Annotated in this window: 25 protein-coding genes and 5 pseudogenes; all 30 read left to right on the top strand. The window is 38.2% G+C overall.

All coding sequences use genetic code 11. From position 1 onward, the window contains the following. Positions 1-6 precede the first annotated feature (6 nt). The 30 genes and pseudogenes from rpsG (at position 7) to rpsD (ending at position 15,691) form a co-directional block, all read left to right on the top strand. Positions 7-474 (top strand): 30S ribosomal protein S7, encoded by a 468-nt coding sequence (gene rpsG / locus IPN31_05645; GenBank protein ID MBK8681378.1) that lies wholly within the window; start codon positions 7-9, stop codon positions 472-474. A 24-nt stretch (positions 475-498) separates the two neighbouring features. Further along, a complete protein-coding gene (gene fusA / locus IPN31_05640; protein MBK8681377.1) occupies positions 499-2,607 on the top strand; it encodes an elongation factor G in 2,109 nt (702 codons plus the stop codon). A 20-nt stretch (positions 2,608-2,627) separates the two neighbouring features. Beyond that, complete coding sequence (rpsJ, locus tag IPN31_05635) at positions 2,628-2,933, top strand: 30S ribosomal protein S10 (GenBank protein MBK8681376.1); 306 nt, start codon at positions 2,628-2,630, stop codon at positions 2,931-2,933. Positions 2,934-2,936: 3 nt separating this feature from the next. Beyond that, complete coding sequence (gene rplC / locus IPN31_05630; protein ID MBK8681375.1) at positions 2,937-3,554, top strand: 50S ribosomal protein L3; 618 nt, start codon at positions 2,937-2,939, stop codon at positions 3,552-3,554. 1 nt (position 3,555) lies between these two features. Further along, a complete protein-coding gene (gene rplD, locus IPN31_05625) occupies positions 3,556-4,188 on the top strand; it encodes a 50S ribosomal protein L4 (GenBank protein MBK8681374.1) in 633 nt (210 codons plus the stop codon). An 11-nt stretch (positions 4,189-4,199) separates the two neighbouring features. Beyond that, positions 4,200-4,496 (top strand): 50S ribosomal protein L23, encoded by a 297-nt coding sequence (gene rplW, locus IPN31_05620; protein ID MBK8681373.1) that lies wholly within the window; start codon positions 4,200-4,202, stop codon positions 4,494-4,496. Between the two features lie 8 nt (positions 4,497-4,504). Then, positions 4,505-5,329: a 50S ribosomal protein L2 gene (gene rplB, locus IPN31_05615; protein MBK8681372.1), complete on the top strand. Its 825-nt coding sequence runs from the start codon at positions 4,505-4,507 to the stop codon at positions 5,327-5,329. A gap of 22 nt (positions 5,330-5,351) precedes the next feature. After that, positions 5,352-5,615, top strand: a complete 264-nt coding sequence (gene rpsS / locus IPN31_05610) for a 30S ribosomal protein S19 (GenBank protein MBK8681371.1) — start codon at positions 5,352-5,354, stop codon at positions 5,613-5,615. A gap of 11 nt (positions 5,616-5,626) precedes the next feature. After that, on the top strand, positions 5,627-6,016 hold the full coding sequence (gene rplV / locus IPN31_05605) for a 50S ribosomal protein L22 (GenBank protein MBK8681370.1): 390 nt from the start codon (positions 5,627-5,629) through the stop codon (positions 6,014-6,016). A 12-nt stretch (positions 6,017-6,028) separates the two neighbouring features. Next, entirely contained in the window at positions 6,029-6,763 is a 735-nt protein-coding gene (gene rpsC / locus IPN31_05600; protein MBK8681369.1) for a 30S ribosomal protein S3, read from the top strand. Continuing rightward, the gene (gene rplP, locus IPN31_05595; GenBank protein ID MBK8681368.1) at positions 6,741-7,160 is read left to right on the top strand and encodes a 50S ribosomal protein L16; all 420 of its coding nucleotides are present in this window, start codon (positions 6,741-6,743) and stop codon (positions 7,158-7,160) included. The genes rpsC and rplP overlap by 23 nt, the downstream gene beginning before the upstream one ends. Before the next feature lie 15 nt (positions 7,161-7,175). Next, entirely contained in the window at positions 7,176-7,382 is a 207-nt protein-coding gene (gene rpmC, locus IPN31_05590) for a 50S ribosomal protein L29 (GenBank protein MBK8681367.1), read from the top strand. Positions 7,383-7,388: 6 nt separating this feature from the next. Continuing rightward, the gene (gene rpsQ, locus IPN31_05585; GenBank protein MBK8681366.1) at positions 7,389-7,649 is read left to right on the top strand and encodes a 30S ribosomal protein S17; all 261 of its coding nucleotides are present in this window, start codon (positions 7,389-7,391) and stop codon (positions 7,647-7,649) included. A 1-nt stretch (position 7,650) separates the two neighbouring features. Continuing rightward, a complete protein-coding gene (gene rplN, locus IPN31_05580; GenBank protein MBK8681365.1) occupies positions 7,651-8,019 on the top strand; it encodes a 50S ribosomal protein L14 in 369 nt (122 codons plus the stop codon). Position 8,020: 1 nt separating this feature from the next. Next, positions 8,021-8,361: pseudogene (gene rplX, locus IPN31_05575) on the top strand (50S ribosomal protein L24). After that, positions 8,361-8,909, top strand: a complete 549-nt coding sequence (gene rplE, locus IPN31_05570; GenBank protein MBK8681364.1) for a 50S ribosomal protein L5 — start codon at positions 8,361-8,363, stop codon at positions 8,907-8,909. The pseudogene rplX and the gene rplE overlap by 1 nt, the downstream one beginning before the upstream one ends. A 9-nt stretch (positions 8,910-8,918) precedes the next feature. Beyond that, a complete protein-coding gene (gene rpsN / locus IPN31_05565; GenBank protein MBK8681363.1) occupies positions 8,919-9,188 on the top strand; it encodes a 30S ribosomal protein S14 in 270 nt (89 codons plus the stop codon). 18 nt (positions 9,189-9,206) lie between these two features. Further along, positions 9,207-9,608 carry a 30S ribosomal protein S8 gene (gene rpsH, locus IPN31_05560; protein MBK8681362.1) on the top strand — a complete coding sequence of 134 codons (402 nt, stop codon included), beginning with the start codon at positions 9,207-9,209 and terminating at the stop codon, positions 9,606-9,608. A 20-nt stretch (positions 9,609-9,628) separates the two neighbouring features. After that, the gene (rplF, locus tag IPN31_05555) at positions 9,629-10,183 is read left to right on the top strand and encodes a 50S ribosomal protein L6 (GenBank protein MBK8681361.1); all 555 of its coding nucleotides are present in this window, start codon (positions 9,629-9,631) and stop codon (positions 10,181-10,183) included. A gap of 11 nt (positions 10,184-10,194) precedes the next feature. Further along, entirely contained in the window at positions 10,195-10,545 is a 351-nt protein-coding gene (locus IPN31_05550) for a 50S ribosomal protein L18 (GenBank protein MBK8681360.1), read from the top strand. A gap of 13 nt (positions 10,546-10,558) precedes the next feature. Continuing rightward, positions 10,559-11,074, top strand: coding sequence for a 30S ribosomal protein S5 (gene rpsE / locus IPN31_05545; GenBank protein MBK8681359.1), 516 nt, complete (start codon positions 10,559-10,561; stop codon positions 11,072-11,074). Between the two features lie 9 nt (positions 11,075-11,083). Next, complete coding sequence (gene rpmD, locus IPN31_05540) at positions 11,084-11,266, top strand: 50S ribosomal protein L30 (GenBank protein MBK8681358.1); 183 nt, start codon at positions 11,084-11,086, stop codon at positions 11,264-11,266. A 1-nt stretch (position 11,267) separates the two neighbouring features. Then, positions 11,268-11,717, top strand: coding sequence for a 50S ribosomal protein L15 (gene rplO, locus IPN31_05535; GenBank protein MBK8681357.1), 450 nt, complete (start codon positions 11,268-11,270; stop codon positions 11,715-11,717). A 6-nt stretch (positions 11,718-11,723) separates the two neighbouring features. After that, positions 11,724-13,075: pseudogene (gene secY, locus IPN31_05530) on the top strand (preprotein translocase subunit SecY). A 2-nt stretch (positions 13,076-13,077) separates the two neighbouring features. Continuing rightward, positions 13,078-13,892: pseudogene (gene map, locus IPN31_05525) on the top strand (type I methionyl aminopeptidase). After that, the gene (gene infA / locus IPN31_05520; GenBank protein ID MBK8681356.1) at positions 13,892-14,110 is read left to right on the top strand and encodes a translation initiation factor IF-1; all 219 of its coding nucleotides are present in this window, start codon (positions 13,892-13,894) and stop codon (positions 14,108-14,110) included. The pseudogene map and the gene infA overlap by 1 nt, the downstream one beginning before the upstream one ends. 7 nt (positions 14,111-14,117) lie before the next feature. Then, the gene (gene rpmJ, locus IPN31_05515; GenBank protein MBK8681355.1) at positions 14,118-14,234 is read left to right on the top strand and encodes a 50S ribosomal protein L36; all 117 of its coding nucleotides are present in this window, start codon (positions 14,118-14,120) and stop codon (positions 14,232-14,234) included. A gap of 10 nt (positions 14,235-14,244) precedes the next feature. After that, the gene (gene rpsM, locus IPN31_05510; GenBank protein MBK8681354.1) at positions 14,245-14,625 is read left to right on the top strand and encodes a 30S ribosomal protein S13; all 381 of its coding nucleotides are present in this window, start codon (positions 14,245-14,247) and stop codon (positions 14,623-14,625) included. Between the two features lie 137 nt (positions 14,626-14,762). Continuing rightward, positions 14,763-15,066: pseudogene (rpsK, locus tag IPN31_05505) on the top strand (30S ribosomal protein S11). Between the two features lie 23 nt (positions 15,067-15,089). Next, positions 15,090-15,691: pseudogene (gene rpsD / locus IPN31_05500) on the top strand (30S ribosomal protein S4). Positions 15,692-15,706: the final 15 nt, after the last annotated feature.

Genomic DNA, 15,706 nt, shown 5'->3' with positions numbered 1-15,706 from the left:
TATTACATGAGAAAGAGTAAACCGAAAAAGAGATACGTTCAGCCAGACACCAAGTACAATGATATATTGGTTACTTCCTTTGTAAATCAAATGATGTGGCAAGGGAAAAAGTCAACTGCATTCACCATTTTTTATGATGCATTGGCTTTAATTGAAAAAGAAACTGGTGAGAATGGTTATGAGATTTGGAAATCTGCATTATCAAATGCTACCCCGGGTGTAGAAGTGAAATCAAGAAGAATTGGAGGAGCTAACTTCCAGATTCCTACAGAAATCAGAGCCGACAGAAAAATTTCTCTTTCTATGAAATGGTTGATTGGCTATTCCAGAAAAAGAAGCGGACGCACAATGGCAGAAAAATTAGCCGGTGAATTAATAGCAGCTTCTAAAAATGAAGGTGCAACAATTAAGAAAAAAGAAGATGTACATAAAATGGCGGATGCGAATAAAGCATTTGCGCATTTTAGAACATAAAAAGAAGTACAAGGAAAGATTTATATGTCAAGAGACTTAAGATATACAAGAAACATTGGGATTGCAGCCCACATTGATGCCGGTAAAACAACAACTACCGAGCGGATTTTATTCTATACAGGTATTACTCATAAAATTGGGGAAGTACATGATGGTGCTGCAACAATGGACTGGATGGAGCAAGAGAAAGAACGTGGTATTACTATTACATCTGCTGCTACAACTACTTCATGGAAATACCGCAATCAGGAATATAAAGTAAATATAATAGATACTCCCGGCCACGTGGATTTCACAGTGGAAGTGGAGCGTTCTCTTCGTGTATTGGATGGTGTGGTTGCATTGTTTTGTGCTGTAGGTGGAGTAGAACCTCAAAGTGAAACGGTATGGCGTCAGGCAAATCGGTACCGTGTTCCTCGTATCGGTTTCGTAAATAAAATGGATCGTTCAGGGTCAGATTTTTTAGAAGTTGTAAATCAAGTGAGAACTGTGTTAGGTGCTAATCCTGTGCCTTTAGTATTGCCAATTGGTGAAGAAGAGCATTTTAGAGGTGTAGTTGATTTAATTCAAAATAAGGCAATTATTTGGGATGATGAAACTCAAGGAATGACTTATACGGAAATTCCAATTCCTGAGGATATGGTAGAGTTAGTGAAGGAATACCGTGAGAAAATGGTGGAGGCTGTTGCTGAATATGATGATGCTTTACTTGAAAAATATTTCACCGATCCAAATACAATTACTGAGGATGAATTGATTGCCGCAATTCGCAAAGCAACTATTGATATTGCTATCATACCTATGCTTTGTGGCTCTTCCTTTAAAAATAAAGGCGTACAATTTATGTTGGATGCAGTTTGTCGCTTCTTACCTTCTCCGATGGATATTGATGCCGTTACCGGTATTAATCCTGATACAGAAAAAGAAGAATTGCGCAGACCGGATCCGAAAGAACCATTTGCTGCACTTGCATTTAAAATTATGACTGACCCATTCGTGGGTCGTCTTGCATTCTTTAGAGTGTATTCAGGTCATCTCGATGCCGGTTCATATGTGCTGAATACCAGGACAGGTAAAAAAGAACGTATTTCCCGTATCCTGCAAATGCATGCAAACAAACAGAACCCTTTAGATTTTATTGAAGCCGGAGATATTGGTGCAGCTGTTGGATTTAAAGATATTCGCACAGGCGACACTCTTTGCGATGAAAAAAAACCAATTGCTCTGGAGAGTATGACTTTCCCTGAGCCTGTAATTGGATTAGCTATTGAACCTAAAGTTCAGGCGGACGTAGATAAGCTGGGAATGGCATTATCTAAACTCGCTGAAGAAGATCCTACTTTTAAAGTATCTTTTGATGATGAAACTGGTCAAACTGTAATTCGTGGTATGGGTGAATTACACCTTGAAATTATTGTAGATCGTTTAAGACGTGAATTTAAAATGGACGTGAATCAGGGAGCACCTGAAGTTTCTTATAAAGAGGCACTCACGAAGACCATTAAACACCGTGAAGTTTATAAAAAGCAATCAGGTGGTCGTGGTAAATTCGCTGATATCCAGTTCGAAATCGGACCGGTTGATAATGCGGAAACTACAGGCCTTCAGTTTGTAAATGATATTTTCGGAGGATCAATTCCTCGTGAATATATTCCTTCTGTAGAAAAAGGATTTAAAGAAGCGATGTCAACAGGTGTGTTAGCAGGCTATACACTCGACAGTATGAAAATACGCTTATTCGATGGTTCATTTCATGCCGTTGACTCTGATGCATTCTCTTTTGAGATTGCTGCTCGAACAGCCTTCCGTGATGCGGCCAAACATGCCGGTCCACAATTGCTGGAGCCAATTATGAAATTGGAAGTAATTACTCCGGAAGAACACATGGGAGATGTTATTGGAGATTTGAACCGCCGTCGTGGTATGATGGAAGGATTTGATTCTAAAAATAATGCAACAGTAATTAAAGCAAAAGTGCCATTATCAGAAATGTTTGGTTATGTAACTCAGTTGCGTACCATCACTTCCGGACGTGCTACTTCTATATTGGAATTCTCGCATTTTGCTCCTGCTCCTACGTCAGTAGCAGAAGCAGTAATTGCAAAGGTGAAAGGAAAAGTAAGTGTTGAATAAGAAAAGTTAGAAAAAGTAATATGAGTTATAAAATCAGAATGAAGCTTAAATCTTTCGACCACATGTTGGTTGACAAGACTGCTGAACGGATCGTAAAAACCGTGAGAGGAACAGGAGCTGTAGTTACAGGCCCAATTCCACTTCCAACTAGGAAAAAGATCTATACAGTTTTGCGTTCGCCGCATGTAAATAAAAAAGCAAGAGAGCAGTTTGAGCTATCCACTTATAAAAGATTACTTGATATATATAGTGCAACCAACAAAACAGTGGATGCATTGCAAAAACTGGAATTACCCAGTGGTGTTGAAGTAGAGATTAAAATCTAAACGATGAAAGGAATTATTGGTAAAAAAATAGGTATGACCCATTACTTCGATGCCGAAGGGAAAATGGTAACATGTACTGTGGTTGAAGCTGGGCCGTGTGTGGTACTTCAGCGAAAAACTGATGAGAATGATGGTTATAATGCAGTTCAATTAGGTTTCGATGCGAAGAAGGAAAAGAATACTTCTGCAGCAATGAAAGGCCATTTCAAAAAGTCAGGTGCTGATCCAACAAAACATATCAAAGAATTCAGGAATTTTGATTCAAATCTGAATGTAGGTGAAAACGTAACAGTGGATATTTTCACAGAAGGGGAAAAAGTGCATGTGGTAGGCACATCCAAAGGAAAGGGATTTCAAGGTGTAGTGAAGCGCCATAATTTTAGTGGAGTTGGTATGCGGTCACATGGTCAGCATGACAGACATCGTGCACCAGGTTCCATTGGTGGTTCTTCTTTCCCTTCCAGAGTATTTAAAGGCTTAAGAATGGCCGGTCACATGGGTAGCGACACAATTAAAACCCGTAATATCAAAGTAGCAAAGATTTTATCAGATAGAAACTTGATTCTGTTGAACGGTGCCGTTCCAGGAGGTAAAGGTTCTTATGTAATAATTGAGAAATAGTATGAAAATCGAAATATTAAATTCAACAGGAAGTAAAACAGGTCGCAATGTAGAATTGAATGACGAGATATTTGGTATTGAGCCAAATGATCACGCCATCTATTTAACAGTGAAGCTCTTTTTGGCAAATCAGCGTCAAGGAACTCATAAATCAAAAGAGCGCAATGAAGTTGCTGGATCTACTCGAAAATTACACCGCCAAAAAGGAACAGGTGGATCACGTAAAGGTGATATCAAAAATCCATTGTACTATGGAGGCGGTACTATATTCGGACCTAAACCAAGAGATTATGGTTTTAAGTTGAATGGAAAAGTAAAAGACCTGGCAAGAAAAAGTGCCTTCTCTTACAAAGCCAAAGAAAACAAGATAATTATTATCGAAGATCTGAAAATGGATCAACCTAAAACAAAAGATTTTGCAGGGGTATTGAAAGCATTGGGTGTAGATAAAACAAAATCTTTAGTTGTAATTGGTAGTAACGATACTAATGTGCGTATTTCCGGACGAAATATTCCAAATACAGAAATTTCAATGGCAGATAATCTGCATACTTATGAAATCATGAAGGCTAACACCTTGATTTTATCAGAAAGTTCTGTAGAAAAGATTAACCAAATGGTGCCAAAGAATTAAAAAATTAAGCAATGGCAAGAAATGTATTAATAAAACCACTGATTTCAGAAAAACTTACTCAGCTTACTGAGCAAAGAGGCACCTATGGCTTCGTTGTAGCCAAAGATGCAAACAAAATTGAAATAAAATCAGAAGTGGAAAAAATGTATGGTGTACAGGTAGATGCTGTGCGTACCATCAACGAAATAGGCAAATACGGTTGGCAACGCACTGCATTTGGAATTAGTAAGGGAACAAAAGGCAAAATTAAAAAAGCCTATATTACCCTGAAAAAAGGCGAAACAATTGATTTCTTCAGTAACGTGTAATTATAACAATGGCATTAAAGAAATATAATCCGGTTACACCGGGTACAAGATTCAGGATTGGGAATGCTTATGCCGAGATCACTAGTGATACTCCGGAAAAAAGCTTACTGGTTCCTATAAAGAAAAATGGTGGACGTAATAGTTCGGGCCGGATGACCATGCGCTATATCGGCGGTGGCCATAAAAAGCAATATCGTTTGATTGATTTCAAACGTAATAAACATGGAGTTTTAGGAACTGTGAAAACCATTGAGTATGATCCAAACCGCAGTGCTTTTATTGCTCTGGTGGTTTATAGTGATGGCGAAAAGCGCTATATTCTATGTCCAAACGGCCTTAAGGTTGGGCAGAAAATTGAAGCTGGTGATTCTGCAGCGCCCGAATTAGGCAATGCATTAATGTTGAAAAATATGCCATTGGGTACTATTATTCATAACATTGAAATGTCTCCAGGCCGTGGCGGTATGATTGCCCGCAGTGCCGGTACATGGGCACAGTTAGCGAGTAAGGAAGACAAGTATGCCGTAATTCGCATGCCATCAGGAGAATTGAGAAAAATATTGCTTACTTGCTTTGCAACAGTGGGAACGGTATCAAATCCTGATCATAGTTTAGAAGTATTAGGTAAAGCAGGTAGAAATCGCTGGCGTGGAACCCGACCAAGAAATCGTGGTGTTGTGATGAATCCAGTTGATCACCCAATGGGTGGTGGCGAAGGTCGTGCATCTGGAGGACAGCCTCGTTCAAGAAAGGGACTCTATGCTAAAGGCAAGAAGACACGTAGCCCGAAGAAAATCACTAGTAAATTCATAATCAGCAAACGTAAAAAATAACAATTAAAGGAACCGATTCACTATGGCACGTTCGATAAAAAAAGGACCTTACATTGACCACAACCTGATGGGAAAAGTAGATAAACTGAATGATCAGGGTAAGAAGAATGTAATTAAAACCTGGTCTCGCCGCTCAACGATAATTCCTGAATTTGTAGGACATACGTTTGCGGTGCATAATGGGAATAAATTCATTCCGGTATATGTTACTGAAAATATGGTAGGACATAAACTCGGTGAATTTTCTCCAACAAGAAACTTTAAATCGCACTCTGGTAACAGATAAAAGAAATAACAATGGAAGCGGTAGCAACATTAAGAAATAATCCAAGAACCAATAATAACGCCGGTTCACCACGCAAAACTCGTTATGTGATAGACATGATAAGAGGATTGCCAATTGATAAAGCATTAAATGCGTTGCGATTTACCAACAAAGGCTCTGCTAAATCAATAGAGCAATTGCTGAGAAGTGCAATAAAGAACTGGGAACAAAAACATAGTTTGGATGCAGCAGATAATGCATTGTATGTGAAAGAATGTTTTGTAAATGGTGGAACCACATTACGCAGGTTTCAGCCTGCACCGCATGGTCGTGCATATCGCATTCGCAAAAGAACAAATCATATTACGATTGTGGTTGCGGCCAAAAAAGTAGATAATAAAGTAAAAGAAAATAACGCTTAATTAAAAAATTGCATGGGACAAAAAGCCAATCCGATAGGTAACAGGTTAGGAATCATTAGGGGATGGGACTCCAACTGGTTTGGAGGCAAAAACACTGCTGAAAAACTGATAGAGGACGAAAGAATTAGAAATTATTTAAATGCCCGTATTTCTAAAGGTGGCATCTCTCGAATAGTAATCGAAAGAACACTAAATAGAATTACTGTTACCATTCACACATCAAGACCGGGAATTATTATCGGTAAAGGTGGTGGCGAAGTTGATAAGTTGAAAGAGGAACTGAAGAAGATAACGAATAAAGAGGTGCAGATTAATATAGTAGAAATTCGTCGTCCGGAATTAGATGCCAATATTGTTGGTGAAACAATTGCCAAGCAGTTGGAGGCCAGAATTAATTTCCGAAGAGCTATTAAAATGGCTATCGCCTCCACGATGAGGATGGGTGCTGAAGGAGTTAAGATTCGTGTTTCGGGTCGTTTGAATGGAGCGGAAATGGCAAGATCTGAAGAGTACAAACAAGGACGAGTTCCTTTGCATACCTTCAGAGCAGATATTGATTACGCATGGAAAGAAGCACAAACAGTATATGGAAAGTTAGGAGTTAAAGTGTGGATTTGTAAAGGAGAAGTATTAGGAAAGCGAGACTTGTCACCAAATATTGGAATGACACAACAGGATCGCCAGAAGAAAAAAGAACAGGTAAACGCAGCTAAAATATTAAAAGATGTTACAGCCAAAGAGAGTTAAACACCGTAGAACCTTTAAAGGAAAAATAAAAGGAAACGCTAATCGTGGAAGTCAGGTAACCCAGGGTTCATTTGGTTTAAAAACGTTGGACGAGGCTTGGATTACAGACAGACAAATTGAAGCTGCCAGGGTAGCTTTAACACGCCATATGAAACGTGAAGGTCAGGTTTGGATAAATATTTTTCCGGATAAGCCAATCACTAAAAAGCCTGCCGAAGTGCGGATGGGTAAAGGTAAAGGTGCTCCGGAATATTGGGCAGCAGTAGTTAAGCCAGGTAGAATAATGTTTGAAGCAGATGGTGTTCCATTAGAAGTGGCACAAGAAGCTATGCGGTTGGCAGCTCAAAAATTACCAGTAAAAACAAAGTTTGTAGTGCGCAGAGATTATTCTGCATAAAAGTTTAAGAGCATTATGGCACAGATAAAAAAAGAAGATTTAAATAGCCTAACTACTGAGGACTTGAAGCAGAGGCTTCATGACGATGCAGATCGTTTGCAGAAGTTAAGGTTTAATCATGCGGTAAATCCGCTTGAAAATCCGTTGCAACTCCGCTATTTACGTAAAGAAGTTGCAAGATTGAAAACAGAATTAAGAAAAAGAGAATTAACCGCCAAATAAGGTTATATGGAAGAAGCAAGAAATTTAAGAAGAACAATTACCGGTGTGGTAAGCAGTAGCAAAATGGAGAAATCTATTACCGTTACTGTAACTCGTAAGATTAAGCATGAGAAATACGGAAAGTTTCTTACTAAATCAAAAAGATATCACGCTCATGATGAAAAAAATGATGCGAAGGCAGGTGATATTGTAAAAATTATGGAAACCCGTCCTTTGAGTAAACTCAAAAGATGGAGATTATTGGAAATAGTAGAAAGAGCTAAATAATATGATTCAGCAGGAAACCAGGCTAAAAGTAGCCGATAATAGCGGTGCAAGGGAAGTACTTTGCATCAAGGTACTCGGAAGTACAAGTCGCCGTTACGCTTCATTGGGGGATAAAATAATTGTAACCGTTAAGGATGCAATGCCTGGTGGTGGCGTGAAAAAAGGTACCGTTTCTACCGCTGTGGTAGTGCGTACTAGTAAAGAAGTACGGCGCAAAGATGGTTCTTATATTCGTTTCGACGATAATGCTTGTGTTTTGTTAAACCAAGCAGATGAGCCCCGTGGTACACGGATTTTCGGGCCCGTAGCCCGTGAACTGCGTGATAAGCAGTATATGAAAATTGTTTCATTAGCACCAGAAGTATTGTAAAATGAAAGTTCAACAAACAAACAGGTTTAAACCTAAATTCCGTGTTAAGAAAAACGACATGGTGGAAGTAATTACCGGAGACGATAAAGGAAAAAAGGGCAAGGTGATAGAAGTGGATTACAATAAAAGCCGGGTTTTGATAGAGGGGATAAATATTATCTCTAAACATACCCGTCCAAATGCACAATATCCCAACGGTGGAATTATTAAAAAGAAGCACCCGTGCATATCAGTAATGTATTGCTTGTTAACCCGGCTAATGGCTTGGGCGCTCGAACCAGTATTAAAATTACCAACGACAAAAAGGAAAGAATTTTTAAAGCAACTAAGAGGAGTAAGTAATGAAAGTGGAACCAAGACTTAAAACTAAATATACCGAGGAAGTAGCTCCTGCATTAAAAGAGCACTTCGGATATAAAAACGTGATGCAAATTCCTAAACTGCTAAAAATTAATGTTAGCCAAGGAGTAGGCGCTGCAACACAGGATAAAAAATTAGTGGATAACGCTATTGATGAAATGACAAAAATTACGGGTCAAAAAGCAGTAGGTACAAAATCGAAAAAGGATATCTCCAATTTCAAATTGCGTGCAAATATGCCGATTGGAGCCAGAGTTACCCTTAGAGGAACTTTGATGTACGAATTTCTTGATCGTCTCGTAGCTGTTGCACTACCTCGTGTACGTGACTTCCGTGGTATAAACAATAAGAGTTTCGACGGACGTGGCAATTTCACAATGGGTGTTACCGAGCAAATTATTTTTCCGGAAATTGATATTGATAAAATCAATAAGGTTACCGGTATGGATATCACCTTTGTTACATCAGCACCTACTGATGCTGAAGCATTTGAATTATTAAAAAGGCTGGGAATGCCGTTTAGAAAATAAAATAAAAGTATGGCCAAAAAGTCAATTATAGCACGCAATGCAAAAAGAGAACGCATGGTAATATTATATGCCGAGCGTCGTGATCAATTAAAGAAAGAAGGTAAATGGGACGAGCTGGATGCCCTTCCCCGCAATTCTTCTAAAGTGAGATTGCGCAATCGTTGTATGTTAACAGGTCGCCCAAGAGGTTATATCCGTGATTTCGGTTTATGCCGTAATCAATTCAGAGATATGGCCCTTTATGGTAAAATACCGGGAATTAAAAAAGCAAGTTGGTAATAAAATATTAATAATAGAATGAAGATTACGGATCCAATAGCAGATTACCTGACACGCATTAGAAATGCGCAGATGGCCCATCATAAAATAGTGGAAATTCCTGCTTCTAATGTAAAGAAGCGGCTCACAGAAATCTTGTATGATAACGGATTTATTTTCCGCTACAAGTTTGACTCTGAAGGCCCACAAGGGACAATAAAAATTGCATTGAAATATGATGCTGTTTCTAAAATGCCCGCAATTAAAGGAATTGAACGTGTGAGCCGTCCGGGTTTGAGAACTTATAAAAACACCGATGAATTGCCCCGAGTATTAAGTGGATTGGGTGTTGCCATCATATCTACTTCAAAAGGTATAATGACTGAGAAGGAAGCAAAACGTCAAAACGTTGGTGGAGAAGTACTCTGCTATATTTATTAAAAAAGGAAAACTGAACGGAAATGTCTAGAATAGGAAATGCACCCATTCAATTGCCAAACGGAGTTACTGTAAACGTAAGTGATAAAAACGTTATTACAGTTAAAGGCAAATTGGGAGAACTAAAACAAAAAGTGGATACGGATATCAGCATAGGTATTGATAACAATGTATTATCTGTGTCCAGACCTACTGAACAAAAACGCCATAAAGCAATGCATGGATTATATCGGGCACTAATTGCGAATATGGTGAAAGGTGTTTCGGAAGGTTATAAGATAGAATTAGAATTGGTAGGTGTAGGTTATCGTGCATCTAATCAGGGTCAGCTATTGGATCTTTCAATAGGATATTCTCACCCGATTATGATAGTGCTTCCTAAAGAAGTGAAGTTAAGTACCCTATCAGAAAAAGGTAAAAATCCAACCATTATTTTAGAATCATTTGATAAGCAATTGATCGGGCAGGTAGCTGCTAAAATCAGATCATTGAGAAAGCCTGAACCATACAAAGGAAAAGGTATCAAATACAAAACAGAAATATTACGCAGAAAAGCTGGTAAAACAGCAGGTAAATAAATTGTATTGAAATGCAAAGCAAAAAAACAAACCGCAGATCACGAATCAGATATGGAATCCGGAATAAAATTTCCGGTACAGCTGCACGCCCAAGATTATCTGTTTTCAGAAGTAATAAGGAAATCTATGCACAGATTATTGATGATGTTGCAGGGCATACTTTGGCTTCGGTTTCCAGTCGTTCTCTTAAAGAAGTGAAAGGAACTAAAGTGGAAATTGCAAAACAAATAGGTGTTGAAATGGCAAAGATTGCTGTTGAAAAGGGAATCTCTGAGGTGCGCTTCGACCGCAGTGGATATTTATACCATGGACGCATTAAAGCAATTGCTGAAGGTGCACGTGAAGGAGGTCTTAAATTTTAAATGAAAGCTAATTATGGCAGTAAATAAAGAAATACAAAGAGTACGTGCCTCCGAACTGGATCTTAAGGAAAAGGTTGTGGGCATTCAGCGGGTAGCAAAGGTTACTAAAGGTGGTCGCACATTTAGTTTCTCAGCATTAGTTATCGTTGGTGATGGACAAGGTACTGTTGGTCAGGGATTAGGAAAAGCTCGTGAAGTAACAGAGGCAATTCAGAAAGGCATCGATGATGCTAAGAAGAATTTAGTTAAAGTGCCTCTTTACAAAGGAACAATTCCACATGAGCAAAAAGGAAAATACGGTGCAGGTAAAGTAATGTTGAAACCAGCGGCACATGGAACGGGAGTTATTGCAGGAGGATCAATGCGTGCTGTATTAGAAAGTGCAGGCGTTACTGATGTTTTAGCAAAATCACTCGGCTCTTCTAATCCGCATAATGTGGTTAAAGCAACAATAAATGCTTTATCTCTATTGCGCACACCAATGCGTATTGCAGAACAAAGAAACGTGCCTTTAAAAAAAAGTATTTAACGGATAAGTATTATGGGAAAAGTAAAAATTACAATCGTTAAAAGCACTATTGACAGACCTAAAAATCAAAAGGCAACTGAGAAAGCATTGGGTTTAAGAAAATTAAACCACTCAGTTGAACTTGAAGAAACACCACAGGTGATGGGGATGATAAGAAGTGTACAACATTTATTAAAAGTGGAAAAAGCCTAATATGGATTTATCAAATTTAAAACCGGCAAAAGGATCCATCAAAACACGTAAACGTGTGGGTCGTGGACAAGGATCAGGAACAGGTGGTACCTCCACACGTGGTCATAAAGGTGCAAACTCACGTTCAGGTAATAAAAAGAAACACCATTTTGAAGGTGGGCAGATGCCATTGCAACGCAGAGTTCCTAAACGTGGATTTAAAAATCTGAACCGAGTGGATTATGTGGAGTTGAACCTTAAACAGATTCAGGAATTATCGGATAAATTTAGCATTACCAAATTAGATACGGAAATGCTATTTGCCAATAGGATAATTAAGGCAGGCCAAAGATTAAAAGTTTTGGGCAATGGCCAGTTGACCACAAAAGTGGAAGTAAGTGCACATGCTTATAGTAAAGCTGCAAAAGCAGCTATTGAAGCAATTGGTGGAACCGCAAACGTGATTGAATAAGTAAGAATGAAAAACTTCATAGAAACCATAAGGAATATTTGGCATATCGAAGATCTGCGCAAGCGAATTATCTTCACCGTAGGGTTGATTTTTTATTTATCGCCTTGGATCTTATGTAATATTGCCTGGTATTGATGCAGACCTTTATAAAACTGCAGTTCAAGGATCCGGCTCCGGCGGTTTGTTAGGGTTGATTAATTTATTTGCAGGAGGGGCTTTAGCCGGGCATCTATTCTTGCTTTAGGAATTATGCCCTATATATCCGCATCAATTGCAATGCAATTGTTAGGAATAGCTGTTCCTTTTTTCGCAAGAATGCAACGTGAAGGTGAAAGTGGAAGAAGAAAAATAAACCAATATACCCGAGTACTTACTGTAATTGTAACAGCATTCCAGGCCTCAGGATATTTTATTTATTTAAAGTCAATGGCAGAATCTTCAGGAGGGGCTAATTTCATTATGACTTCCTATCCTCTGTTCTGGTTCATTTGTGTAATTATGTTAACAACAGGAACATTGTTCACTATGTGGCTGGGAGAAAAATTACTGACCGGGGTATCGGAAATGGAATCTCTTTTATCATTATGGTTGGAATTATTGCAGGGTTACCCGCTGCATTGGGTAATGAATTTATTACTCGTGTGAATGAAAATACAGGAGGACTTGTACCATTTGTATTAGAACTTGCTTTCCTTGTTGTAGTTGTTATGGCAAGTATTCTGTTGGTTCAAGGAACACGTAGAATCCCGGTACAATATGCTAAAAGAATTGTTGGAGCAAAACAATATGGTGGAAACCGTCAGTTTATTCCTTTGAAAATAAATGCTGCCGGTGTTATGCCCATCATTTTTGCTCAGGCTTTAATGTTTATTCCTGGAACGGTGCAAACGTTTTTTCCTGATTCACAAAGTAGTTTTATTTTGCAGCTAAACGACTTTACATCAGTTACCTATAATATTATTTATGGACTATTGGTTGTGATATTTACTTATTTCTATACAGCGATTACTATCAATCCAACACAAATTGCAGACGATTTAAAAAAGAATGGTGGGTTTATTCCCGGTGTGAAACCAGGAAGAAAAACATCGGAATTTATTGATAATGTGTTATCCAGAATTACATTACCAGGCTCAATTTTTCTGGCTTTAGTTGCCATTATGCCGGTATTTTCAACTGCCTTTGGAGTAGGGCCTCAATTTGCTCAATTCTTTGGAGGCACTTCACTACTAATTATGGTGGGAGTAATATTGGATACATTACAACAAGTAGAAAGTCATTTGTTAATGAGGCATTATGATGGCCTGATGAAATCTGGTCGTATAAAGGGACGATCTAGTTCACCTGTGAGTATTTAAGAATGATAATTTATAAAACAACAGATGAGATTGAACTCATCAGAAAAAGTTCTTTGTTAGTATCGGATACATTGGCACATTTAGCAAGTATCATAAAACCCGGGATGACCACTTTGCAGTTAGATGCAATTGCGGAGGAGTTTATTAGAGATAATGGTGCAATCCCAACCTTTAAAGGATATAATGGGTTTACCGGTACATTGTGTACCAGTGTAAATGATGTGGTTGTGCATGGTATTCCTTCCGGCCAGATTATTAAATATGGTGATGTTGTTTCGCTTGATTGCGGAGTTTATATGAACGGATTTCACGGAGATTCTGCTTATAGTTTTCTCTTAGGTGAAGTTAGCGATGAAGTGGTGAAGCTGGCAGAAGTAACAAAACAATCTCTTTATAAAGGAATTGAAGCAGCAGAAATAGGAAATAGAATAGGAGATATCGGTTATGCAATTCAGGAATTTGCAGAAAGGTTTAATGGTTATGGAATTGTGCGTGAATTAGTAGGTCATGGAATAGGCAAAGATTTACATGAAGAACCTGAAGTACCGAACTTTGGAGCCAGAGGTAAAGGAATAAGATTGCAGGAAGGATTAGTGATAGCGATTGAACCAATGGTGAATATGGGTACCTCCAGAGTAGTGCAGGAAAATGATGGCTGGACCATTCGCACCAAAGACAAAAAGTGAGTATGCACTTTGAACATACAATAGCGGTTAAAAAGGGCAAGGCAGATTTGCTTTCCAGTTTTGATCCAATTGAACAAGCAGAATTGAAAAACAGTAATTTATACAAGAGTAAAGAAAAGGTAACGCATTAATGTCAAAACAAGGACTTATAAAACAAGACGGTGTAATAACCGAAGCGTTATCAAATGCAATGTTCCGAGTGAAATTGGAAAATGAACATGAGATAGTAGCTCATATTTCGGGAAAAATGCGTATGCATTATATTCGCATTCTACCCGGCGATAAGGTAACAATAGAAATGTCGCCTTATGATTTAACAAGAGGAAGAATTATTTACAGATATAAATAATAACGTAATGAAAGTTAGACCATCAATTAAGAAAAGAAGTGTTGACTGCAAGATAGTGCGCAGAAAAGGTGTGCTGTATGTAATCAATAAAAAGAATCCAAAATTTAAACAACGTCAAGGTTAAAAAATAAATTATGGCAAGGATAGCCGGTATTGATTTACCAAAAAATAAACAAGGCATAATTGGCCTTACCTATATCTTCGGAATTGGCAACACCAGAGCTAAATATATTTTGGCGAAAGCTAATGTAGAAGAAAGCAAGAAAGTGAAAGACTGGAATGATGATGAGATTAATGCAATCCGTAATATTATCAGCAATGAAATTAAGGTGGAAGGTGCTTTGCGTTCTGAAGTGCAATTATCTATTAAACGATTAATGGATATTGGATGCTACCGGGGCGTTCGTCATCGTAAAGGATTACCAGTTCGTGGACAAAAAACCAAGAGTAATGCAAGAACCAGAAAGGGTAGGAAAAAGACAGTTGCCGGAAAGAAGAAAGCACCTAAAGGATAATCCATAACAACTTTAATATTTTAAAACTATTATTCTATAGCAATGGCTAAAACAACATCATCAAAAAAGGTTACTAAAAAAGAGTAGTAAAGGTAGATGCCGATGGACAGGTACACATCAATGCTACTTTTAATAACATGATTGTAACTTTTACAAACAACAGTGGTCAAACAATTTCATGGTCTTCTTCCGGAAAATCAGGATTCAGAGGATCAAAGAAGAATACACCTTATGCAGCACAGATTTCTGTAAGTGATGCTGCAAAAACTGCCTACGACGCCGGTTTGCGCAGAGTAGAAGTTTTTTGTAAAAGGTCCGGGCTCAGGTCGTGAAGCAGCTATTCGTCAGGTGGCTATTTCAGGAATGGATATTTCCGTAATTCGGGATATCACTCCAATGCCACATAACGGATGCAGACCACCTAAGAAAAGAAGAGTATAATTAATTAATCATATCAATATTACATGGCACGTTATACAGGACCAAGAACCAAAAAAGCAAGAACATTTGCTGAACCGATTTTCGGATATGATAAGTCGTTTGATAAACGTAAGTATCCACCGGGACAGCATGGTTTGTCCAAAAAGAAAAAATCATTATCTGAATTTGGCCTTCAGTTAAAGGAAAAACAAAAAGCAAAATACACTTATGGTGTTTTGGAGCGTCAGTTTGCTAAAACATATTCTGATGCAGCAAGACGCCAGGCCGCAACCGGTGAAGTATTGCTTCAATTATTAGAAGCAAGATTGGATAATACCGTATTTCGTTTAGGTATTGCGCCAACACGTCGGGCTGCACGCCAATTAGTGAATCATAAACATATTGAAGTAAATGGATCTATTGCAAATACTCCATCACATAGCTTAAGGCCGGGTGATGTAGTTACAGTAAGGGAGAAATCAAAAGATATGGAAGTGATAAGAAATGCACAACCCGGAGGTACAAGATATCCTTGGTTGGAATGGAATTCTGATCAACAAAAAGGTGTGTTCAATATGTACCGGAACGTGATCAAATTCCTGAAAATATTAAGGAATTATTGATCGTGGAATTATACTCCAAGTAATTTAATCTTATAAAA

It is taken from the genome of Bacteroidota bacterium, assembly GCA_016715425.1.
Lineage (GTDB): Bacteria > Bacteroidota > Bacteroidia > Chitinophagales > BACL12 > JADKAC01.
This window is presented reverse-complemented; position numbering and strand designations above follow the sequence as displayed.